Below are 25,006 nucleotides of genomic sequence, written 5' to 3' on the forward strand. Positions count from 1 at the left end.
GCTCGCCCAAAAAAAATAACAACACACTGCGCAAGCCAACACAGGGCTGGGCGCGGGAGGATTCCTATCGTCCCGTGCCCTTCTTCAAAGAGATCGAGGGCAATCAAAATGGCCAATTTCAACAAGTCGGACCTGGAATTCATCCTCAAGCAAATCTTCATCGCAGAAGCGCATGCCGACGGCGCCAGCCTCAGTGATTTACTCCCCAACAGTCAGGTGCCATTCGGCCTGCGCACCGTCGATGGCAGCGACAACAACCTGGTCGCCGGGCAAAGCGAGTTTGGTGCCGCGGACAATTCCTTCCTGCGCCTGCTTGATGCCCAGTATCGAGCGGCCTATGCCGCGTCAGGGACGGTGTTCGACTCGCAGCCTCGGACTATCAGTAACCTGATCGTCGACCAGACCGCCAACAACCCGGCCGCGGTTGCGGCGAACGGTGGCGCCGACCCGGTGATCAGCCCCGGGCTGGATGGCGTGTTCGGCACGGCCGACGACAAGGAAGTGTTCTTCATCCCTAACCAGTCGCCGGACGTGGGTCTGACTGCCGGCTTCAACTCGTGGATGACCTTCTTTGGCCAGTTCTTCGACCACGGCCTCGACCTGGTCACCAAGAGCAGCACCGACTTCGTGTTTGTACCGTTGCAACCGGACGATCCGTTGTTCGTGCCGGGCAGCCCGACCAACTTCATGGTGCTGCCACGAGCCGTGCATACCCCCGGCGCGGACGGCATTCTCGGCACTGCCGATGACGGCCAGCCCAACACCACCTCGCCGTTCGTGGACCAAAGCCAAACGTACAGCTCGCACCCATCGCACCAGGTGTTCCTGCGCGAGTATGTCCTAAACGCGGCAGGTGACCCTGTTGCAACGGGACGCTTGATTACCAACCGCGATCTCGGCGGCGATGGCAAGTTCGGCACGGCCGATGATGGTGACGGCTCCAATGGCGGCATGGCGACCTGGGCCGTGGTCAAGGCTCAGGCCCGTGACATTCTCGGTATCAACCTGACCGACGCCAATGTGCACAGCGTGCCGCTGCTGGCAACCGATGCGTATGGCAATTTCCTCCGGGGACCGAGCGGCATGCCGCAGGTGGTGATGCGTGTCAGCAACGGGGCTGACGGGATCGCCGGGACGGCTGATGACGTCACCCAACTGGTCGAAGGCAACCGCGATGCTCCGATCAGCCTGGCCAGCGCCGTGAGCGCCGGGCATGGCTTCCTCGACGACATCGCCCACAATGCCGCGCCGGTGGTCGTCGGCGGGGTTTTGCAGGCGGATGCCGACGCCGATATCGGCAATGCGCAGCCGATGGGCGCAGGCGGCAACAACCTGACCTACGACAACGAACTGCTCGACGCTCACTACATTGCCGGCGACGGCCGGGTCAACGAGAACATCGGCCTGACCTCCGTGCACCATGTGTTCCACTCCGAACACAACCGCCTGGTCCAGCAATCCAAGGACACCCTCCTTGCCGCCGGCGACCTGGCCTTCCTCAATGAGTGGCTGGTGGACGACGTGGCCGCGATACCGACGACACCCGCCGAGATCGCGGCGTTGGTGTGGGACGGCGAACGCCTGTTCCAGGCCGCCAAGTTCGGCACCGAGATGCAGTACCAGCATCTGGTGTTCGAGGAGTTCGCACGGACCATTCAGCCGCAGATCGACGAATTCCTTGCTCCCAATGGGTATGACACCTCGATCAACCCGGCCATCCTCGCCGAGTTCGCCCATGTGGTGTACCGCTTCGGTCACTCGATGTTGACCGAGACCGTCGATCGCTTCGACCCCGAATTCAATCCGCTCCTCACTGACCCGAACAATCCGGACTCGCAGATGGGTCTGATCGCGGCCTTCCTCAACCCGCTGGCGTTTGCCGGCAGCGGGGCGACTGCGGACGAAGCGGCAGGGGCGATCATTCGCGGTGTGACCCGCCAACTCGGCAACGAGATCGACGAGTTCGTCACCGAAGCGTTGCGCAACAATCTGCTGGGTCTGCCGCTCGACTTGCCGGCCCTGAACCTGGCGCGTGGTCGCGACACCGGCATCCCCACGCTGAATGAAGCGCGGCGTGAGATGTACGCATCAACCGGCGACAGCCAACTCAAGCCGTACATCAGTTGGGCTGACTTTGCGGACCACCTCAAGCACCCCGAGTCGTTGATCAACTTCATCGCTGCCTATGGCACGCATGACACGATTACCGCGGCGACCACCCTGGCCGACAAACGCGCTGCAGCCTTGGCGCTGGTATTCGGCGGTGCGGGTTCACCGGCTGATCGCCTGGACTTCCTCAACAGCGCCGGTGCCTATGCCAACGTAACGCTGGCCGGCAAGGATGGCCTGGTGGGCACTGCCGACGACGTGACGGGTGTGACGATCACGGGGCTCGACGACATCGACTTCTGGGTCGGCGGCCTCGCCGAGCAGAAAATGCCGTTCGGCGGCATGCTCGGCTCGACGTTCAACTTCGTGTTTGAAACCCAACTGGAGGCGTTGCAGAACGGCGACCGCTTCTACTACCTGTCGCGTACGGCCGGCCTGAACTTCGGCACCGAGTTGGAGAACAATTCCTTTGCCAAGCTGATCATGCTCAACACCGATGTCACCCACCTGGCGAACACCGTGTTCCTGACGCCGACGTTCACCCTCGAAGTGAACCAGGCCAATCAGTTCACTAACCTTGGCGCGGGCGGCAACGCCGACCCGACGGGCGGCCTGATGATCAACGGCGTGGAAATCGTGCCGCTGGTGATCCGCGACAACCCCAACACCCCGGGTCTGGACAGCAATTATCTGCAGTACACCGGTGAAGACCATGTCGTCCTGGGCGGTACCGCCGGCAATGACATCATCATCTCCGGTGACGGCGATGACACCCTGTACGGCGACGGCGGCAACGATCGCCTCGAAGGCGGTGCCGGGAACGACGCGGTACTGGGCGGTGCCGGCGATGACATCATCACCGACTCGTTTGGCGACAACCGTCTGGAAGGTAATGCCGGTAACGACGTGATCGTGGCCGGTAGCATGGGGGTTGCAGGCAACCTGATCCTGGGTGGCGATGGCCAGGACTTTATCGTCACCACCGAAGACATCACGACCACCTTCGGCGGTCAGGGTGACGATTTCATCCTTGGCGCCAAGACCAACTTGCCCGCTACCGGCAACGAAGGGGATGACTGGATCGAGAAGGGCACCCAGGACGGCGCGCCTGGCGATAACGCCTCGCCGTTGCTCAATGACGATACGATCGGCAACGACATCTTTGTCGGCGGTGGCGGCTTCGACGAAATGATCGGCGAGGGTGGCGATGACATCTTTGTCGGCAGCGATGCCCAGGACAATATGGACGGCATGTCCGGTTTCGACTGGGTGACCTACAAAAATGACAAGATCGGCGTGACCGTTGACCTGACCATGGCCGAGCTGGCGCAGCCACATGGCAACGCGCCAAACCAGAACAACGGCGTGTTCAATCCGGTCGGCGCGTCGCCGGCCTCGATTCTCGACCGTTTTGCCGAGGTCGAAGGTTTGTCCGGTTCGAAATTCGCCGATGTGCTCAAGGGCGATAACGTTGATGCGGACACGATCATCAACCACGGTGGTACCACGGGCAGTGCGCTGACCAATGTGGCGTTGATCCGCGGGCTGGAGCAGTTTCTGTCCGATGCCGGTTTGCCGACCACCGGCTTTGCCACGGGCAACATCATCCTCGGCGGTAATGGCAGTGACCTGATCGAGGGCCGCGGGGGCGATGATCTGATTGATGGCGACAAATGGATCAACGTCAGAATTGCCGTGTATAGCGCCGGCGACGTCAACCATACCGGCCCCGAAATCGCCACCTTCGACAGCATGGTCGATATGATCCCGTTCATGCTGGACGGCACGTACAACCCTGGTCAGCTCAAGGCTGTGCGGGAAATCATGCCCGGCACCTCGACGGGCGGGGCGGCCTTTGATACCGCCATTTTCTCCGGGCTCCAGTCCGAATATGTGGTGACGCGTGACACCCGCGGCACGGCCAATGTGGCGGACGACGTCTGGACGGTGACCGATACCGTAGTGGGTCGCGACGGCACCGACACCTTGCTGCACATCGAACGCCTGCAATTCGCCGATACCCAGCAAGTGCTGGTACCGGGGCTGAACGCACAACCGACGGGCAGGCCGACCGTCACTGACGGCAACGGCGGCGAGATCACCGTGGGCGACACACTGACCGTGAGCATGGCCGGTGTTCGCGATGCCAACAACATCGCGGTGGGTAACCTGCAAGGTTTCGTCAACAACGCTTCGGTGTCCTACTACTGGCAGTTCGAAGCCGACCCCGGCACCGGCGTGTTCGAAGACATCATCCTGCTGCCGGCGGGTGACCTGGGGTTCCAAAGTGCCGACGGCACCACGTTCAAGGTCTCCCCGGATCTTGCCGGGCTGGCACTGCGGGTCAAGGCGATCTACCAGGATGGTCATGGCACGACTGAAGTGGTGTTCTCGCAGCCGACGGCCGTGGTGGTTCCCGGCGCACCGGTAGTGCCGACGGCGCCGACACCTGTCGTCGATGCCACGGCGGGTGGCGAGGGCCTTCACATGGTCCGCTCCGACCTCAACTTCATTCTTGATCAGATCAAGATTGCCGAGGCAGACGCGGCCGGCCAGGACATCCTCTCGCTGATCCCGAATATCCGCGCGCCGTTGGGCCTGCGTGCGGTCGATGGCTCGAACAACAACCTGATGAACCTCAACGGCATCAACAACACCGAATTTGGTGCCGCGGACAATACCTTCCCGCGTTTGACCGATCCGGTCTTCAATCCGGCGGAAGGTGCTCCTGCCGGGTTTTTTGGCCCCGGCTCGCCGGCCATTCCGGGCTCGTCGTACCAGCAGACCAGCGGCTCAGTGTTTGACTCGCAGCCGCGCACCATCAGTAATCTGATCGTCGACCAGACGTCGAACAACCCGGCGGCCTATGCCACGGCTTACGACGCGGGCGCGGATGGCGTGCTCAACTTCGGCTCGGCGCACAGCGACGACGTGCTCAAGGATGGCGTACGCATCGTCGCCAGTCCCGGCATGGATGGTCAGTTCGGTACTGATGACGACCACGACGTGTACCTGTTCGAGAACACCGCTGCGGATGCGGGCTTGTCCGCGCCGTTCAACGCCTGGATGACCTTCTTCGGGCAGTTCTTCGATCACGGCCTGGACCTGGTGACCAAGGGCGGTTCGGGCACCATCTTCATCCCGCTGCAACCGGATGATCCGCTGTATGTGCCCGGTGGCAACACTAACTTCATGGTGCTGACCCGCGCGACCAACCAGCCTGGGGCGGATGGCATTCTCGGCACGGCCGACGACATCCATGAGCACACCAACACCACGACGCCGTTCGTGGACCAGAACCAGACCTACAGCTCCCACCCGTCGCACCAGGTTTTCCTGCGCGGTTATGAGCTGACCGACAACGGCCCCGTCGCGACCGGCAGGCTGATCACCAACCGGGACCTGGGGGCGGATGGCAAATTTGGTACCGCCGACGACACGGAAATCGGTGGCATGGCGACCTGGAAGGTGGTCAAGGCGCAGGCCAACGACATTCTGGGGATCCGCCTTACCGATGCCGACGTCGAGAACTCCCCGCTGTTGGCGACGGACGCCTATGGCAATTTCATCAAGGGGCCGAACGGCTTCCCGATGGTCGTGATGAAAGGGGCTGACGGCCTGGGTGGCACGGCGGATGACGTCCTTGTCGAAGGCAATCCGCTGTCCCCCATTAGCCTGACCAACGCTGTGCGCACCGGTCACCAGTTCCTCGCCGACATCGCCCACAATGCCGCGCCGGTGTTCAGCGGTGGTGTGCTCGTGCCTGACGCGGATAGCCACATTGGCAACGCAGTGCCGTTCAACCCGCACACCGGGGCCAACCTGGCCTACGACAACGAGTTGCTCGATGCGCATTACATCGCTGGCGACGGCCGGGTCAACGAGAACATCGGCCTGACCGCGGTGCATGCAATCTTCCACGCCGAGCACAATCGGCTGGTCGCGCAGACCAAGGACACCGTACTCGATTCGGGTGACGTGGCCTTCCTCAACGAGTGGCTGCTCAATCCGGTGAGCACGTTGCCCGCCAACCAGGCTGAGATCGATGCGCTGGTGTGGAATGGCGAGCGCCTGTTCCAGGCTGCCAAGTTCGGCACCGAGATGCAGTATCAGCATCTGGTGTTCGAGGAATTTGCCCGGACCATCCAGCCCAGGGTCGACCTGTTCTTCGCACCGACCCAGGTCTATGACGTTGACCTCGATGCCTCGATCGTCGCCGAGTTCGCCCACACCGTGTACCGGTTTGGCCACTCGATGCTGACCGAGACCGTCGATCGCTTCGACGTCGATTTCAATGTGATCGGCGATCCGAACAGTGCTGATCCTGATCAGCAAATGGGCCTGATCGCGGCGTTCCTCAACCCGTTGGCGTACGCCGCCAGTGGCGTGACACCCGAGGATGCGACCAGTGCGATCGTGCGTGGGATGACGCGGCAAGCGGGTAACGAAATCGACGAGTTCGTCACCGAGGCGCTGCGCAACAACCTGCTCGGCCTGCCACTCGACCTGCCGGCGCTAAACATCGCCCGTGGCCGCGACGCGGGGATTCCCTCGCTCAATGCGGTCCGCCGCGAGATCTACAGCCAAACCGGTGATACCCAACTCACGCCTTACATCAGCTGGGTCGACCTGGTGCAGCACCTCAAACATCCAGAGTCGTTGATCAACTTCATCGCGGCGTATGGCACCCATGACACGATCACCGCGGCGACCACGCTGGAAGGTAAGCGCGCGGCAGCCCTGGCGTTGGTGTTGGGAGGTGAAGATGCGCCGGCTGATCGCCTGGACTTCCTCAACAGCACGGGTGCCTGGGCCAACGTAACCCGGGCAGGCAAAGATGGCCTGCTCGGTACGGCCGACGATCTGAAGGGTGTGACGATCACGGGCGTCGATGCCATCGACCTGTGGATCGGCGGCCTGGCCGAAGAGAAAACGCCGTTCGGCGGCATGCTCGGCTCGACCTTCAACTTCGTGTTCGAGAACCAGCTGGAAAAACTGCAGGACGGTGACCGCTTCTATTACCTGGAGCGTACCGCTGGCCTGTCGATGAACGCCGAACTGGAAAGCAACTCGTTCGCCAAGCTGATCATGGCCAACACCTCGGCGACGCACTTGCCGGGCTTGGTGTTCTCGGACCCGGGGTTCTATCTGGAAAGGGACCAGAGCAAGCAGTACAACGATGGCCTGGGCAACGCCGATCCATTGGGCGAGAACGGCGAGCAGGTGGTGTTCCGCGACAACCCGCTGACCGCAGGACCGGACACCAACTACATCCGGTACTCGGGTGACGAGCACATCGTGTTGGGCGGCACCAACAATGCAGACATCCTCATCGCCAGTGAAGGCGATGACACGGTCTGGGGTGACGGCGGCAACGATCGCATCGAAGGCGGTGACGGCAACGACCAACTGCGTGGTGGTGCCGGCGACGACATCATCACCGACCGCGGTGGCGACGATAACATCCAAGGTGGCGACGGCAACGACGTGCTGCACGGTGGCAACGGCGTCAACCTGATCATTGGCGGGTTCGGCAATGACTTCATCGTGACCGGTGAGGACGCTTCCGAGGCCATCGGTGGCCAGGGCAACGACTTCATCCTGGGCAGCAAAGCCAACGAACAGGACATGGGGAACGAAGGCGACGACTGGATCGAGAAGGGCACGTCGGACGGTGCCCCTGGCGACAACTTCGACCCGGCGGGCAATGACCCGGTGATCGGCCACGATGTGTTCATCGGCGGTAACGAGAACGATAAGTTCAACGGCGAAGGCGGCGACGACATCATGGTCGGCAGTCTCGGCCTGGGTGACCGTTATATCGGTGGCTCCGGCTTTGACTGGGCAACCTTCAAGGGGCTCGCCCAGGGCGTGACCATTGATTTCACCGACCGCTTTTTCGATGTGCCGCCGATGCCGGGTTCGGGGGCTTCAGCGCTGGTGCGTTTCGACATCATGGAAGGTCTGTCGGGTTCATCGCACGGTGACTTCCTGCGCGGTGATAACGAAGATGCCACCTCGCTGCCGACGTCGGGTGCAACCGGCAGTGTGCTGACCCACATCAACCTGATCAACGGCCTGGCTGAATTGCTGCCAGACGGAGCGACGTTCTTCGATGGCGGCAACATCATCCTCGGTGGTAGCGGTAGCGACCTGATCGAAGGTCGCGGGGGTGACGACATCATCGATGGCGACAAGTGGCTAAACGTACGCATCAGCGTACGGGAAAACGTTGACGGCACTGGCGCTGAAATTGCCACGTTCGACAGCATGGAGCCACTGGTGCCGTTCATGCTCAACGGTACGTACAACCCGGGCCAGTTGGTCATCGTGCGGGAGATTCTGGCCGGCGATAACAGCTTCGACACGGCGTTGTTCTCCGGTAATTTGGGCGAATACGGTATCGAGGTCGATGGCGACACGGTCATCGTGACCGACTCGGTGGCAGGGCGTGATGGCGTCGATCGCCTGACGGGCGTCGAGCGTCTGCAGTTCGCTGACGTTGCGCTGGCGTCCGGAGTGGGGACCGCGCAAAACAACGACCCAGTGGGTCACCTGGCAATCCTCGATGCGGCCACCGGTGTGCGTGACGAAACGCCTGTCGCTGGCCAGTTGCTGCGAGTCAGTGACAGGGGAGTACACGACGCGGACAGTCAAAGCGTCACCAATCCGACCGGTGCGGTGACGGGCGCGGTGGCTTACTACTGGCAGGTTGAAAACATTCCCGGGTCGGGCATCTTTGAAGACATCACCACTGTCGCCGCGGGCGAGGCCACGCGGGCGATCGGCACCACCTACCGGGTGGCGGACGATGTGGCGGGCCTGAACATTCGCGTCCGGGCGGTGTACCAGGATGGCAAGGGCACGCTGGAGATCGTCGATTCGGCCGGGAACAGTACACCGACCGAAGGGCCGACCGTTACCGGGCTGGCCGTGCAGAACCAGGTGTTGACCGCTGACCCGTCGAGCATCGTCGACCTCGATGGCCTGAGCAATCCGCAGTTCACCTACCAGTGGCAGGCGAACGACGGGCTTGGCTTCGTCAACATCAACGGCGCCACCGGCAGCACGTTCGCGCTTGGCCAGGCTCAGGTCAACCAGGAAGTGCGCGTGGTGATCGGTTACGTGGATGCCTTCGGTGTGGCCGAAAGCGTTTCGTCCAACATCCTGGGGCCGGTGGACAACGTCAACGATGCACCGACTGCAGGGCCGACCGTCACCGGGCTTGCCGCGCAGAACCAGGTATTGACGGCTAACCCGGCGAGCATCATCGACATTGATGGCCTCAGCAATCCGCAGTTCACCTACCAATGGCAGGCGAACAACGGGCCTGGCTTCGTCAACATCGCCGGCGCTACCGGTAGCACGTTTGCGCTTGGCCAGGCCCAGGTCGGCCAGGCAGTGCGCGTGGTGGTCAGTTACGTGGATGATTTCGGTGCGTCCGAAAGCGTTTCGTCCAACGTCCTGGGGCCGGTGGCCAACGTCAACGATGCACCGACAGGCCTATTGCTGATCAGCGATACGACCCCGGATCAAGGGCAGGTGCTGACCGCGCTGACGGGCGGGATTGCCGATGCCGATGGACTTGGCACCTTCAGCTTCCAGTGGCAGCAAGGTACTGGCGCGACCTTCACTAACATCAACGGCGCGACGGCCGCGACCTTCACCCCTGGTGTGGCGCAGGTCAATCTGCAACTGCGAGTGATCGTGCGCTATACCGATGGCTTCGGCACGCTGGAGTCGGTGACCTCTGCGGCGACGGCGGCCACGGCGGCGCTTGCGGTACAGGGCGTGACACTGCAGGGCAATGCGTTGGCGAACACCCTCACCGGCACCGCGGGTAACGATGTGCTGCTTGGCCTGGGCGGGAACGATACGCTGAATGGCCTCGCCGGTATCGACCAGTTGTTTGGCGGCACTGGCAACGACATCCTCAACGGCGGAGACGGCAACGACGTCCTCAATGGCGAGGACGGCGACGACACCCTCAACGGTGGGCTCGGCGCGGATGCCATGAGCGGCGGTGTCGGCAACGACACATTTGTGGTCGACAACGTCGGTGACCTTGTCACCGAGGCACTGGGGGGTGGTACCGATCTGGTGCAGGCCAGTCTGACGACCTACCTGCTCGGGGCCAACGTCGAGAACCTGACCTATACGGGCACCGGTAACTTCACCGGTACCGGTAACGCGCTAGCCAACACCATCACCGGCGGGGTGGGTAACGACGTCCTCAATGGCGGTGCCGGTGTTGACCGGTTGGTGGGGGGCGCCGGCAACGATACCTACGTTGTCGATGTCGCCGCAGACGTGGTGGTCGAGGCAGCGGGTGGCGGTACGGACACCGTGCAGACGTCGCTGGCCAGCTACACACTGGGCGCCAATGTCGAAAATCTGACCTACACCGGCGCCGGCAACTTCGTCGGCAACGGCAACGTGTTGAACAACGCCATCACCGGCGGGGTGGGTAATGACACCTTCAATGGTGGCGACGGCAACGACATCCTCACCGGCAACGGCGGCAACGACACACTGAATGGCGACGCCGGTAACGACCAACTGTTCGGTGGCATTGGCACGGATACCCTGAACGGCGGCACGGGCGATGACAGCCTCGACGGCGGTGATGGGGCGGATGTCTTGAACGGTGGCGCAGGCAACGACACGCTGCTCGGTGGTGACGCCAACGACACATTGCTGGGGGGACTCGGCAATGACGTTATCGATGGAGGGACCGGCAACAATACGGTCACGGGCGGTGCCGGCAACGACACGATGGTTGCCAGCAGTGGCAACGATATCTTCATGTTCGCAGCGGGCTTCGGGGTCGATCAGATCATCGGCTTCGACGCCGACGCGGTGGGAGGCCAGGACCGGCTCGACATTTCCTCGTTCGGCGTCACAGCGGCGACCTTTGCGGGCATCGTCATCATCACCGATGTCGGTGCGGATACCTTGATCAGCTCCGCAGGAATAGCTGACTCCATCCGCCTGGTCGGTGTGGCCGATGCAACAACCGTCACTGCCGCCGACTTCATTCTCGCCACTTGAGGTCCTGATCAGCACAGTTGCAGACGCGTGAAAAGCGGAGGGGAGGGCAGGGATGCCCTCCCTCTTTTTTTTCTAGGAAACTGGCCGTTTGTTACGCTGAAAATGGATCAGCCATCCTGGCAGGTCGGACGGTAGGAAACGCGTGATCAATGTTTGACTGAGGAGTGGAGAGAGGGAAACTCAACCGGCGCTTAGTTGCTGAACAAGCTGATAAGACTCCAGGCTGCCCCGATCGTGAAAATGTAAAGCGTGAGTGCCAGCGAGAGGATTAGCGGTTTGATGCGCATGAAAGTGGCTCCTCGGAAGGGCACGCATTGCACGCCTGAGAGTGTCCCGGGAGAGCTGACTTCCCGGCGGCAACAGCTTCAAACTCTCAACGAATGCGCTAGTGAACACAGAGCATTCTCTATGCCAAAAAATTCAACAGCTTATAAACCCCGGCCGGCGGGGCAGACTGATTTTGTGGCCCGTTCTCCATTAAAAAAGTTGCAATAGAATGCGGGTAATACAACCCGTTTATGGGGGGATTTATCGGCGCATGGATAGAGCGATATTACCGATAACTTCAGGTGGGTCGTGGAGGCTGGTTCTTCCGGTTGGACCTTAAAGTTGAAATACCCCATCGCTGTACTTTTTCCAAAGTTCGACAGGGCCGTCTACGGGACAGTGATCTCCTTCGCGGGTTGTTTAATCGAAGTGCTGCATCGCCGCGTCCCGACCATTACCCCCAAATGTGGGTGACGAAGGCATGAACAAAGCACAGCGGTTCGTCGTCAAGGAGAGACCGAGAGTGTGCGTCTGTCGTGCAGATGGGGGCCCTGAAACGGGTGTGAACTTTCCCCGTTAGCGGGTGTCATTCCCCAGCTGTTTTCCCCGGTCGTGGCACAGTAATGCTGACGCGCCATTGTTTGTTCAGTCTCCGTACTTTCGTAAGAAAAGTGACAAGTCTGGCGAGGTCCTTGCACCAGCCCCATTACCCCCTTAACAACTTCGAGGCGGCTGGTGATGGACAGAGAAACGCGGTACCCCTGCAAATGGTTCGGCCTCCTGACGCCTCTGAGCGTTCTTCTGACAATGACGCTGGGCACCACGCCGCTGCGTGCCAGCCCCATCGATGACGAGCGACAGCCAGAACCTTCCGACCCCTCGGCTTACCACGATGAAGCGGCTGACAAAGCAGGCGCCTTGAACGGCATTTTGACCATGCCCCCGGCTAACCTGGATTCCTTCGACCTGCCGGCGGGCGTCAAAGGCAGCAAAGACACCACACGCCAGGAAAACATCCTGCCGCCGGCGGTGCAGACCAGTTTCAATTACCCTACCAACGGCAAACCCAGCCCCCTGTACGGTGCGCTGCCGTTCACTCAGCAACTGGTGCTGTTCGAAGAATTCGGTCCGGAAAAACTCGACCCCACCACCCCGGCGGCACTCTTGCCGTTTCCACCGGCCGCCATTGGCCCGATGCCGCAACAAGATCCCACCAGTGCGGCCCGCAGCGCGCCATCCAGCACCGCACTCGATGCGTTCTTGCGTCAACCGGGCTTGACCCCGTTCCCGAGCCAGTATTCCAACGTGGTCGACCGCAACCCTTGGCAGAGACAGATCGAATTTTTCCTCAATCGCCGTATCGGCTCGTCGGCGGAAGGCCGTCCGCCAGGAAAAGGCTGGTCGCACCAGCGCTGGAACGAGTTCTACCCGCAAGTGGCCTACAAGACCGTGCAAACCGGGGCCAGGCTCAACAGCGGTTGGCGTGACAGTCGTCAGATGCATCGCTATGCAGTGGGTGAGTTCGGCCCCGGTGGCCTCTATCACAACGTGGCCGGTGTTCCGGTCACGGATGGCACCGCCAAGGGCGTCGACCCGCGTTTCCACCCGAAAATGCCGGTGCAGAATCACAACTCGGTGTGGACCTTCGACGGCACCTTGCCGCCCAAATTGCTCATGGTGCGTTACGGGCAACCGGTGTTGATGCGCCATTACAACGGCTTGCCGATCGACCCGTCCGCGAACATGGGGTTTGGTCTGCACACCATCAGTACCCATGAACACAACGGTCACGCCCCGGCGGAAAGCGACGGTTATGCCAACGCGTTTTTCTTCCCGGGGCAATTTTACGACTATCGCTGGCCGATCCAGCTGGCCGGCTACGACAGCATCAACACCAAGGCTGAAGACCCGCGTGCAGCATTTCCTTGCGCGCCGGGCGAAACCCTGTGGACCAACGACGTCACCCCCAGCCGCAAGACCTGCGACAACGGCACGATCAAGATCCGCGGCGACTGGCGCGAAACCATGAGCACCCACTGGTTCCATGACCACATGCTCGATTTCACCGCACAGAACGTCTACAAGGGCAACGCGGCCATGATGAACTACTACAGCGCCCTGGACCGCGGCAATGAGTCGGTGAATGACGGCGTCAACCTGCGTTTCCCCAGTGGCAGCGCCTTGCCGTGGGGTAATCGCGACTACGACGTCAACCTGCTGTTTGCCGACAAGGCGTGGGATAAGAACGGTCAACTATGGTTCAACCCGTTCAATACCGACGGCTTCCTCGGTGATCAGGTGTTGGTCAACTGGCAGTGGAAACCGGTCCTGGATGTGCGTGCCCGCAGCTATCGGTTGCGCATGCTCAACGGCTCAGTGTCGCGCTACTTCAAACTGGCGCTCGTACGTGAGATCAAGGGCACCAGCGGGGAGTTTCAAGGGCCTGCCGGCTCGGGCGTGTCGTTTGCCCGCGTGCCGTTCCACATGATCGCCAACGACGGCAACATCATGGAACACAGCGTGCCGTTCGACGGCAGCATGGACCTGGATGCCGACGGCAATAAACAGAACCACAACGCGATCCTGCCCACCATGGGGATCGCCGAGCGTTTCGACATCATCGTCAACTTCGCGAAAAACGGGATCAAACCGGGCGACAAGCTGTTCTTCGTCAACCTGCTGGTGCACGAAGACGGCAAGGGCCCGGAAGAACCCGTCTCCCTGGCTGACGTGCTGTCTGAGAAGTACAAGGCGATCCTCAAGCAAACCAGCAAGGGGCCAAAGTGGGAGGACGGTGATCCGGCGGTGGGCAAGGTGTTGCAACTCAACGTCAAGGCCTACACCGGCCAGGACCTGGCCATGGACCCGGCAGCGTATGAGCCGGCCAAACCGGGCAAGGCTGAAGGCCTGGTGATGATCCCGCTGAAGATCCATCGCGACAACGCCGCCGACAAAGCGCTGCTGGCCAATGCCCGTCACCGCACCTTCACCTTCGGCCGTTCCGATGGCACTGATGAAGCACCGTGGACGGTCAAGACCGATGGCGGGTTCGGCTTCAGCATGGACCCACGGCGCTTGAACACCGCGATCAAATTGGCCAGTGGCCCCACCGATGCCGGTATCGCCGGTTTCGGCACCTTGGAAATCTGGAACATCAAGCTCGGTGGCGAGGGCTGGAGCCACCCGGTGCACGTGCACTTCGAGGAGGGAATCATCCTCAATCGCGGCGGCAAGGCACCACCGGAATGGGAAAAATGGGCACGCAAGGACGTGTACCGCATCGGCCCGGAAAAGGATGGCCTGGACAACGTCGAAATAGCGATCAACTTCCGCGAATTCGCCGGGACGTACATGGAGCACTGTCACAACACTCAGCATGAAGACAACTCGATGCTGCTGCGCTGGGACGTTGAAAAACCCGGGCAGTTCCAGTTGATGCCGACACCGCTGCCAAGTTGGGATGGCGTGCGCTACGTCAACTCCGCCGCGCTGCCAACCTTCCGTATCGGTGACGGCAACGGGCCGAAAGCGGTAATCAAACCGTGAACCGCGAGGGAGCCGACATGAAGTGACTGATGTCGCGCTCCCGCGCCCTGGGCATGCACCTTATGGCAGGGCGATTCCTTGGCAGGTTCGAGTCACTGCGCCGTTCCCTTTTAGAACGCTCGACAAACGCCTTATCCGGTATCGGTGAGGGTGATACCGCTCAACGCTACGTCCTCCCGTCGGTACTCATGAACCTGTCACGAAGCTGCCTGATCCATCTAGAAATGCCTTCAGGATTCCGTACAGCCATGAACTCATTCAAGAACGTCCTGACGCTGGCTCAAGAGCGAAGACTTCGTGCTTTGGATTTTTGGCACCGTGCGCTCGAAAACGTCTCTCTGCGCATGGATTGCCCGGATGCCTATCACGAGGAACTGATCCGGCAAGCGGATGAAATGGATCGGCAGAAGATCGTGGATTGGGAGGAGTGGCGAGACCTTCGAGTCAAGGCCGATCATGCCTATTTACGTGCGGTGGCAGGGTCGGATTATCACTGAGTGGCTGGACGACCGTGCGTGTCCAGTCGTACTGTCTGCTCCAGCCGATCAGCCTGGAGAATCACAACAATGAATGAGATCGCCACCCACCTGCCTGACACGCGCAGCACCAACGAACAGCGGCTGCGTGAGGAACTGGCGGCCTGTTATCGCCTGATTGCGCACTTTCGCATGACCGACTTGATCTTCACTCACATCTCGGTGCGTCTGCCGGGGCCGGAGCATCACTTCCTGATCAATCCTTACGGGCTGATGTTCGATGAAATCACTGCGTCCAACCTGGTGAAGATAGACCTCAATGGCCACGCGGTCGAGCCGTCACCGTTCCCGGTGAACCCGGCGGGGTTCGTGATTCACAGCGCGATTCACGGTGCCCGTGAAGATGCGCACTGCGTGCTGCACACTCACACCAAATCCGGTTGCGCGGTCGCCGCGTTGAAGTGCGGATTGTTGCCGGTGAACCAGATCTCCATGGAGTTCTACGGCCGTGTGGCTTACCACGATTACGAAGGCGTGGCGCTGGACATGAGCGAGCAGCAGCGATTGGTGCACGACCTCGGCGACAAACCGGTGTTGATGCTGCGCAATCATGGACTGCTGACGGTGGGTGAAACCGTGAGCCAGGCGTTTTTGCGCATGTATTACCTGGAGAAGGCGTGCGAAATCCAGTTGGCGGCACAGGCCGCCGGGGAGGTGGTGCTACCGCCGGCCGAGATTTGCGAGCACACCGAACGGCAGTTCAATGATCCTGGGCGGCCGCTGGATGAGGGTGAACTCAGTGATCCGGATGCGATGCAACTGGCTTGGGCGGCTTTGCTGCGGTTGCTGGAGCGGGTGGCGCCGGGGTATAGGGATTGACCTGTGTTCTTGTGTTGTTTGGGCTTGCCTCTTCGCGAGCAGGCTCGCTCCCACAGGGGAGATGGGATCGAAGGTGGGAGCGAGCCTGCTCGCGATGCAGGCGCCTCGGTTCTTCGGCCTTGCAAGACTGGAGATCGGCAACACTCTTGCTGTACAGTCGTTCAGCTCGCCCGTAAAACGCGAGCCCCTATGTTGAATCCAGGAGCGTGTCGCCGATGAATCAGGAAGCCCGTTTTTCCCGCATGGAACCGGAGTTGCGCAAGGCCAATCTGATCGAGGCGACGCTGGTGTGCCTCAAGCGTCACGGCTTTCAAGGGGCGTCTATTCGCAAAATTTCCGCCGAAGCCGGGGTTTCCGTGGGGCTGATCAGCCACCACTATTCCGGCAAGGATGAACTGGTGGCCGAAGCTTATATGGCGATCACCGGACGGGTCATGACCTTGCTGCGCGACGCCATGGAACAAGCGGCGCCCAATGCCCGTGAGCGTTTGTCGGCGTTTTTTCGGGGTTCATTCTCCGCCGAATTGCTCGATCCGCAGCTGATTGACGCCTGGCTGGCGTTCTGGGGCGCGGTGAAGACTGCCGAGGCGATCAACCAGGCGCACGACCATTCCTACGGCGAGTACCGCGGCATCTTGCGCAAAGTGCTGACGGAACTGGCGCAGGAGGAAGACTGGGAGAACTTCGACGCCGATCTCGCAGCCATCAGCCTGAGCGCTTTGCTTGACGGTTTGTGGCTGGAGTTGGGCCTGAACCCCGGCACCTTCACCCCGGAACAGGGCATGCAGATTTGCGAGGCCTGGGTCGACGGATTGCAGGCCGGCGGTCGCCAGCGCTTTTGCGGGCAGACGAGCAGCTGTTGATCGCTTGTTCAACAGTGGCTACTCTCTGCCGCTGACGCCGCAAAACACTCTAATAAGAAACAAGCCTTCGGGCCCGTGCAGGACACCCAGCAATGACTCCTCGGGTACTGATCGTCGATGACGATCCGCTGATTCGCGAACTGTTGCACTCCTACTTGTCCCAGGAAGGCTATGAGGTGCATTGCGCCGCCACGGCGGAACTGGCCGAAACCTTTCTGGCCAGCCAGACCGTGGACCTGGTCATGCTCGATATCCGTTTGCCGGGCAAGGACGGCCTGACCCTGACCCGCGAACTGCGGGTGCGTTCGGAAGTCGGGATCATCCTGATCACCGGACGCAACGATGAAATCGATCGCATCGTCGGTCTCGAATGCGGCGCCGATGACTATGTGATCAAACCGCTCAATCCCCGTGAACTGGTCTCGCGGGCGAAAAACCTGATTCGCCGGGTGCGCCACGCACAGACACCACCACCGGTGGCCGCCGTTTCCCGGCCAATCAAACAGTTTGCCGGTTGGGCGCTGGACACCGACCGTCGACGCCTGATCGATCATGCCGGCAGTGAAACCCTGCTGACCCACGGCGAATACCAGTTGCTCAGCGTGTTCCTGCGCAACAGCGGCCACACCCTGAGCCGCGACCAATTGATGGACCAGATTCGCAACCGCGAATGGGTGCCGAACGATCGCTCCATCGATGTGCTGGTGGGCCGCTTGCGCCGCAAGTTGCACGACGATCCCGCCGAACCGCAGTTGATCATCACCATACATGGCGCCGGTTACCTGTTCACGGCCAGCCTCGCGGCGTGATGAGGCGAGTGTTGTGGCTGCTGCTCGTGCTGATCACGGGGCAGACGATGGCCGCCGACAAGGTGCGCTATTGCGATTATCCGGTGTACCCGCCGATTTCCTGGAGCGACGGCAAACAGGTGCGTGGCCTCGCGCCCAGCGTGGTGAATAAACTGTTCGGCGAACTGGGCTACGAGGTCGACATCGTGGTGCTGGGCAACTGGAAGCGCTGCCTGCTTGACGCCGCCGAAGGCCGGGTCGATGTGGTGCTCGCCTACAGCACCGCGCAACGGGAGCAGAGCATGCTGTTTTCCACGGTGCCGGTGCTGCGCGAAGAGGTTGCATTGTTCATCAATCGCCAACATCCAGTGCAGTTCGAACGCCTGCAAGACCTGGCCCGTTACCGTGGCGGATTGCTGTTCGGCGAGAGTTACGGCGTGGAATTCGATCGCATGGTCGCGCAAAACAACAACATTGAATGGGTCTCCGACAGCCGCCAGAACTTCGGCAAGCTGATTCGCGGACGCATTGATTTCATTACTCAGGAACGTCGCACCGGCCAGTTGTACATCGAGAACCTGGCCGGAGCGCAAGACATCGTGGCCCTGCCCACGGCCCTGAGCGTCGACTATTTGCGGGTCGCGGTGTCGCGCCGCTCGCCGTTGGCCAGCAGCATGGCGCAGATCAATGCGCAGCTGCAGCGCATGGTCGATGCCGGCGATATCGAGCGCCTGCTCAATGAAAGCGAAGTCACCTACCGCGACATGATCAACCTGCCGGCGAACGAGCAATGATCCGCGCCCGTCCCGGTGGGCTGTTGCGGCGCCTGTTGTTGTTCATTCTACTGTTCAGCCTGTGTTTCACCGTGCTCGCCAGCACCGTGCAGTTGTACATCGAATACCGCCGGGAAATGCGCGACATCGACTCGCGCATGGAACTGATCCGCGCTGGCTATCTGGCCAGCCTGGAACGCAGCCTGTGGGATCTGAACCAGGAACAGTTGAACGTGCAATTGCGCGGTCTGGTGGATTTCTCCGACGTGGCGCGGGTGCACTTGACGGGGCCGGACTACGACCTGGTGCAAGGCAATCCGGACCCGATCGGGCCGTTGCGGGTCGAGCGTTTCGCCCTGGATTATCAGCCACCGTCCGGCCCGTTGCGACACCTCGGTGAGCTGGAGGTCAGTACCGATCTGGGCGCGGTGTATCAGCGCCTGATTGTCAGCGGCTTGACCAGCCTGCTGTGGATGGGGGTGTTCCTGTGTGGGTTGGCGGTGGCGTTGTCCGGACTGTTTTACCGCTTGGTCACGCGCCATCTGCAAATCATGGCTGAATTTGCCCGGCGTATCGCCGCCGGTGAATGGCACGAGCCCTTGCGCCTGGACAAGCGGCGCAGCGCGCACGCTGACGAAATCGACACCGTGGCCCACGCCCTCGACGACATGCGCCGGGCGATCCTCAGTGACATCGATCGGCGTGAAACCGATCGCCTGGCGTTGCAGGACAATCGCGATGAACTGCTGCGCATGGTCGAGCGCCGCACGGCCAGCCTGATGCGCGCCAAGGATGAAGCCGAGGCGGCCAACCAGGCCAAGTCACGGTTTCTGGCAACCATGAGCCACGAATTGCGCACGCCGCTCAACGGCATTCTCGGCATGGCGGAATTGCTGCGTGGCGCCAGCCTCGACGAGCGCGACGGCAAACGTCTGGATGCGCTGCACAAGGCGGGCGAGGGCTTGCTGACCATCCTCAATGAAGTGCTGTATTTCGCCAAACTGGAAGAGGGCGCCAGCCTGCCCGAACCGGTGGATTTTGCTATTCGCCATCTGCTGGACGAAGTGCTGACCCTGCTGGAGCCGAAGGCCCTGGCCAACGACACGCTCCTGCAGTGCCGGGTCGATCAACGGGTAGCCGAGCATCACCACGGCGCCGAACAATTCCTGCGACAGGTGTTGAGCAACCTGCTGGCCAACGCGATCAAATTCACCGAGGGCGGGGAGGTCAGTGTCGAGGTGACGTGCCTCGCACAACCCGAAGGGCAGAGCGGGCAACACCTGCGGATCAGTGTGACTGACAACGGCATCGGCATCGCGCCGCTGATGCAGGCGAAGATTTTCGAGCGTTTTACCCAAGCCAGTGAAGAGGTGGCGCAGCGCTTTGGCGGCACCGGATTGGGGCTGGCGATCTGTAAACATCTGGTCGAGCACATGGGCGGCAGCATCGGCGTCAGCAGTGAAGTCGGACGCGGCAGTTGCTTCTGGTTCGAGCTGACGTTGCGGCCCGCGACCGGTGTGACGGCCGTCGCACCCGTTGCGGTGATGGGGCCGGCGTTGAGGGTGCTGGTGGTCGAGGATGTTGCGCTGAACCGCGAAGTGGTCCAGGGCTTGCTGCAACGGGACGGCCACCAGGTGTGGCTGGCCGAGGAGGCGCAACAGGCGTTGGCGCAGTGTGCCGGGCAGGCGTTCGATCTGATTCTGCTGGACGTGCACCTGCCGGGCCTGAGTGGCGACGAGCTGTGCAGGTTGATTCGCAACCATCCGGGGCCGAACCGCCACACTCGCATCTTCGCCCTGACCGCCAGCGTGCAACCGGCGCTGGTGCGTCGTTATCTGGAGGCGGGCATGGACGGCGTTCTGGCCAAGCCGCTGAAGCTCGATCATTTGCGTCAGGCGCTGGCCGGGCAGGCGCCGCCTCCCGAGCCGGCGATGGATGACGAGATGGACTGGCCGTTGCTGCACACCCATCGCACCTTGCTCGGTGAACAGAAAGTTCAGGGCCTGCTCGCGGTGCTGCGCGACTCGATCCTGCAACATCGTGAGGCGTTGAGCGAAGCCATCGCGGCGGACGATTGCACCGAGGTCGCCCACTTGGCCCATCGCCTGGCGGGCAGCGGCGATTCCCTGGGGTTCAGGGCCTTGGCCAACGTTTTGCGGCGACTCGAAACCGCCGCACTGGCCAGTGACGAGGCGGCGATACGCGCACTGGCACCGTCAGTGGATGAGCAATTGCAACGCTCGCAAGCGGCGCTGGACGCCTTGCTGCGGCCCTGACGCACAAGTTTGTTACGACTTTTTACATCTTTGATCTTTACGTACAACGTGACCTTACATGGCTTTCCAATAATCGACGCAACCGCCGCAGCGCGGTCTTCGAAGCTTATTGGAGATAATAATAATGAATGGCCGTAAAGCTGATCCTTCCCTGCGCCATGCGCTGCGCACCTCACTGACTGCCGAGGTGCCGACATGAGCGATAACATCGACCGCAAAGGCATCCAACTGACCCGCGCCCTGAAGAGCCGGCACATTTTCATGCTATCGCTGGGTGGCGTAATCGGTACCGGGCTCTTCATGGGCTCCGGCGTGACCATCAACCAGGGCGGGCCGGTGGGGGCGATTCTGGCGTACCTCGTCGCCGGTTTCCTGATGTACCTGGTGATGGTTTGCCTCGGCGAACTGTCGGTGCAGATGCCGGTGTCCGGTTCGTTCCAGACCCACGCCACAAAATTCATCGGCCCGGCTACGGGCTTCATGATCGGCTGGGTGTACTGGATGAGCTGGGCCACCACCGTGGGCCTGGAATTCACCGCCGCCGGCATGCTGATGACCCGCTGGTTCCCGGCGATACCGATCTGGTACTGGTCGGCGCTGTTCGTGGTGGTGCTGTTCGGCATCAATGCCCTGGCAACCCGTGCGTTCGGCGAGGCGGAATACTGGTTCTCCGGGATCAAGGTCGCGGCGATCCTCGGCTTCATCGTCGTCGGTGTGCTGGTGATCTTCGGCGCGATCCCGCTGACCAGTGGCGCGCCCGCGCCGATGGCGACCAACCTGATCGGCGACTCTCTGTTCCCCAATGGAATGTCGGCGGTGTTCGCGGTGATGATGACCGTGGTCTACGCCTTTCAGGGCTGCGAGATCATGGGCGTGGCCGCCGGCGAAACCGATCAACCGGAAAAAAGCATCCCGCGTGCCGTGCGCAACGTGGTGTTCCGCGTGCTGATTTTCTATGTGCTGGCGATCATCGTGCTGTCGGCCATCGTGCCGTGGCAGCAGGCGGGACTGATGGAAAGCCCGTTCGTGCAGGTGTTCGACATGGTCGGCATTCCGTTCGCCGCTGATCTGATGAATTTCGTGATCCTCACGGCCATTCTGTCGGTGGGCAACTCCGGTTTGTACGCCTCGACCCGCATCCTGTGGGCGATGTCGAAAACCGGCATGGCACCGAAAAGCCTTTCGCCCCTGAGCAAACGTGGGGTGCCATTACGCGCCCTGAGCATCACCTTGTGCTTTGCGCTGGTGTCGCTGATGACCAGTTTCGTCGCGGCCGACACCTTGTTCATGGTGCTGATGGCGGTGAGCGGGATGTCCGGCACCGTGACCTGGATCGTCATCGCGCTGGCGCAGTACAAGTTTCGCAAGGCCTACCTGCGCGACGGCGGCAAGCTCAGCGACCTGAAATACCGCGCCCCCTGGTTCCCGGTGTTGCCGCTGATGTGCATCACGCTGTGCTGCTCGTTGTTCGTGTTCCTGGCGCTGGATGAAACCCAGCGGCCGTCACTGTATTGGGGCTTTGGGTTCATCGCGTTGTGCTATGGCGCGTACTTTGTGTTCCATCGCAAGCGTGAGGCGGTGCTGGCGCCGAGCTTGCCGAGTGTTTGATTCCTTGAATTAAACGCCTTTCCCTGTGGGAGCGGGCTTGCTCGCGAAGAGGCCGTGTCAGTCACCATTAAAGTTGACTGACACGGCCTCTTCGCGAGCAAGCCCGCTCCCACATTTCGTTTTGTGATAGGTGCAGGTTTGCGTCATAGCGCGCGACGGGGCCCTGTAGCCAGTTGTTCGAAGTTGTAACAGCGCCACCGCCCTACGATCGCCTTGCGATAAATAATCAATATAAAACAACAACTTAAAAAGATTTAAAGCCTGTTACAGCGCATTTCACCCCCGATTGCCGCCTTACTGAACACTCGTTTAGTATGGCCTCAAGTCGCATCACCTCATGCCAAACACAATAATTCGAGGACTCGCATGACTACTCATGATTCTCTGCTCAGTCAGGTCGAAGCAGGCGTTGCCTGGATCACCCTCAATCGCACCGCCCAGCGCAATGCGCTGGACATCCCGATGCTGAAAAATCTCCACGCCTTGCTCGACGGTTTCAACGCTGATCCGGCGGTCCGCGTTGTGGTACTGACCGGCAGCGGGCGCAGCTTCTGTGCCGGCGCCGACCTCGACGAATGGGCCGCCGCCGAAGCCCGTGGCGCGCTGGAAAGCTACGGCTGGACCGAAACCGCCCACGCCCTGATGAGCCGTTTGTACAGCCTGGAAAAACCCACCATCGCCGCCATCAACGGCACCGCCGTCGGCGCGGGGATGGACCTGACCCTGTGTTGCGACCTGCGCATCGCCGCTCAATCGGCGCGGTTCAAGGCCGGCTACACCAGCATGGCCTACTCGCCGGACGCCGGCGCCAGTTGGCACCTGCCACGCCTGATCGGTGTCGAGCAAGCCAAGCGCCTGTTGTTCCTCGACGAATTGTGGGGTGCCGACCGTGCGCTGGCCGCGGGCCTGATCAGCGACGTTTGCGCCGACGATCAACTGCAAAGCGTCGCCAGTGAGCTCGCCGCTCGCCTGGCCGCCGGGCCGACATTGGCCTTTGCCCAGACCAAAAAGCTCATGCGCGAAGGCGCCAACCGCAGCCTGCCCGAACAACTGCAAGCGGAACTCGCCGCCGGCCTGATGTGCGGTCGCAGCGAAGACGGCAACGAAGCCCTGCGCGCGGCCATGGAAAAACGCCCGGCACGCTTCATCGGTCGCTAAGTCTTCGCACCCTCTATCAGCACACGAACAACAGGTAGCAGCATGAATTTCCAACTGACCCAAGAACAAGAAATGTTGGTGGACTCGGTACGCAGCTTCGTCGAGAAGGAACTGCTGCCCTATGAAGATGAAGTCGATCGCGCCGACGAAGTTTCGCCGGAACTGGCGGCACAGATTCGCGGCAAGGCGATTGCCGCCGGTTTCTACGCCTTCAACATGCCGGAAGAGGTCGGTGGTGGCGGCCTGGATTACCTGTCACAGGCGTTGATCGAACGTGAGCTGTCCAAGGTCTCCTGGGCGCTGCACGTGTTTGTCGCGCGGCCGTCGAAAATCCTCATGGCTTGCACCGGCGACCAGATCAACGACTACCTGTTGCCGTGCATCCAGGGCGAAAAGATCGACTGCTTCGCCCTGACCGAGCCGGGCGCCGGTTCCGATGCCAACGCGATCAAGACCCGCGCGGTGCGTGACGGTGACGACTTTGTCCTCAACGGCAGCAAGCACTTCATCAGTCACGCCGGCCACGCCGATTTCGCCATCGTTTTTGCGGTGACTGACACCTACGAGCACAACGGCAAGAAACGCAACGCCGTGACCTCGTTCCTGGTCGACCGCAACACCCCGGGCATGACCATCCGCCGGGGACCCAAGTGCGTGAGCAACCGCGGCTACCACACCTTCGAGATGTTCTTCGACGACTGCCGCGTGCCGGCGTCCAAAGTGCTCGGCGAAGTCGGCAAGGGTTGGGACGTGGCCAACGCCTGGTTGACCGCCGGACGCGTGATGGTCGCCGCCAACTGCGTCGGTCAGGCGCAACGGGCACTCGACCTGTCGCTGCAATGGGCGGCGGACCGCAAACAGTTCGGCCAGCCCATCGGCACTTACCAAGGGGTGTCGTTCAAGTTGGCGGACATGGCCACGCAAATTCGCGCTGCCGAACTGCTGACCCTGCACACCGCCTGGAAGATGGACCAGGGCACCATGACCGATGGCGAGGCTGGCATGGCCAAGCTGTTTGCCAGTGAAGTGCTGGGTCGCGCGGCCGACGAGGCGGTGCAGATTTTCGGCGGCATGGGCCTGATGGATGAAGGTCCGGTGGAGCGCATCTGGCGCAACGCGCGCATTGAACGGATCTGGGAAGGCACGTCGGAAATCCAGCGTCACATCATTTCCCGCGAACTGCTGCGGCCACTGCTGCGCTGATCGGCGCGG

At 61.4% G+C, this 25,006-nt stretch carries 11 protein-coding genes; all 11 read left to right on the top strand.

The annotated features are described in order from the left end of the window. Positions 1–108: 108 nt before the first annotated feature. The 11 genes from ACIPL2_RS29640 to ACIPL2_RS29690 all read left to right on the top strand — a co-directional run bounded on the left by ACIPL2_RS29640 (position 109) and on the right by ACIPL2_RS29690 (position 24,997). The gene (locus tag ACIPL2_RS29640; protein ID WP_401362760.1) at positions 109–11,160 is read left to right on the top strand and encodes a peroxidase family protein; all 11,052 of its coding nucleotides are present in this window, start codon (positions 109–111) and stop codon (positions 11,158–11,160) included. A gap of 1,005 nt (positions 11,161–12,165) precedes the next feature. After that, on the top strand, positions 12,166–14,973 hold the full coding sequence (locus ACIPL2_RS29645; RefSeq protein WP_401362762.1) for a multicopper oxidase domain-containing protein: 2,808 nt from the start codon (positions 12,166–12,168) through the stop codon (positions 14,971–14,973). A gap of 248 nt (positions 14,974–15,221) precedes the next feature. Next, positions 15,222–15,470 carry a hypothetical protein gene (locus ACIPL2_RS29650; protein WP_401362765.1) on the top strand — a complete coding sequence of 83 codons (249 nt, stop codon included), beginning with the start codon at positions 15,222–15,224 and terminating at the stop codon, positions 15,468–15,470. Between the two features lie 69 nt (positions 15,471–15,539). After that, a complete protein-coding gene (locus ACIPL2_RS29655; protein ID WP_401362767.1) occupies positions 15,540–16,328 on the top strand; it encodes a class II aldolase/adducin family protein in 789 nt (262 codons plus the stop codon). Positions 16,329–16,543: 215 nt separating this feature from the next. Continuing rightward, positions 16,544–17,191, top strand: a complete 648-nt coding sequence (locus tag ACIPL2_RS29660) for a TetR family transcriptional regulator C-terminal domain-containing protein (RefSeq protein WP_401362770.1) — start codon at positions 16,544–16,546, stop codon at positions 17,189–17,191. 92 nt (positions 17,192–17,283) lie between these two features. Continuing rightward, positions 17,284–18,000 carry a response regulator gene (locus ACIPL2_RS29665; RefSeq protein ID WP_401362773.1) on the top strand — a complete coding sequence of 239 codons (717 nt, stop codon included), beginning with the start codon at positions 17,284–17,286 and terminating at the stop codon, positions 17,998–18,000. After that, positions 18,000–18,773, top strand: coding sequence for a substrate-binding periplasmic protein (locus tag ACIPL2_RS29670; RefSeq protein WP_401362776.1), 774 nt, complete (start codon positions 18,000–18,002; stop codon positions 18,771–18,773). The genes ACIPL2_RS29665 and ACIPL2_RS29670 overlap by 1 nt, the downstream gene beginning before the upstream one ends. Further along, positions 18,770–21,028: an ATP-binding protein gene (locus ACIPL2_RS29675; RefSeq protein ID WP_401362779.1), complete on the top strand. Its 2,259-nt coding sequence runs from the start codon at positions 18,770–18,772 to the stop codon at positions 21,026–21,028. The genes ACIPL2_RS29670 and ACIPL2_RS29675 overlap by 4 nt, the downstream gene beginning before the upstream one ends. 195 nt (positions 21,029–21,223) lie before the next feature. Continuing rightward, on the top strand, positions 21,224–22,636 hold the full coding sequence (locus ACIPL2_RS29680; RefSeq protein WP_401362782.1) for an amino acid permease: 1,413 nt from the start codon (positions 21,224–21,226) through the stop codon (positions 22,634–22,636). A gap of 366 nt (positions 22,637–23,002) precedes the next feature. Next, entirely contained in the window at positions 23,003–23,794 is a 792-nt protein-coding gene (locus ACIPL2_RS29685; RefSeq protein ID WP_401362785.1) for an enoyl-CoA hydratase/isomerase family protein, read from the top strand. Between the two features lie 42 nt (positions 23,795–23,836). Beyond that, a complete protein-coding gene (locus ACIPL2_RS29690; RefSeq protein WP_401362787.1) occupies positions 23,837–24,997 on the top strand; it encodes an acyl-CoA dehydrogenase family protein in 1,161 nt (386 codons plus the stop codon). Positions 24,998–25,006: the final 9 nt, after the last annotated feature.

It is taken from the genome of Pseudomonas sp. NPDC086251 (assembly GCF_044746405.1).
Taxonomy (GTDB): Bacteria; Pseudomonadota; Gammaproteobacteria; order Pseudomonadales; family Pseudomonadaceae; genus Aquipseudomonas.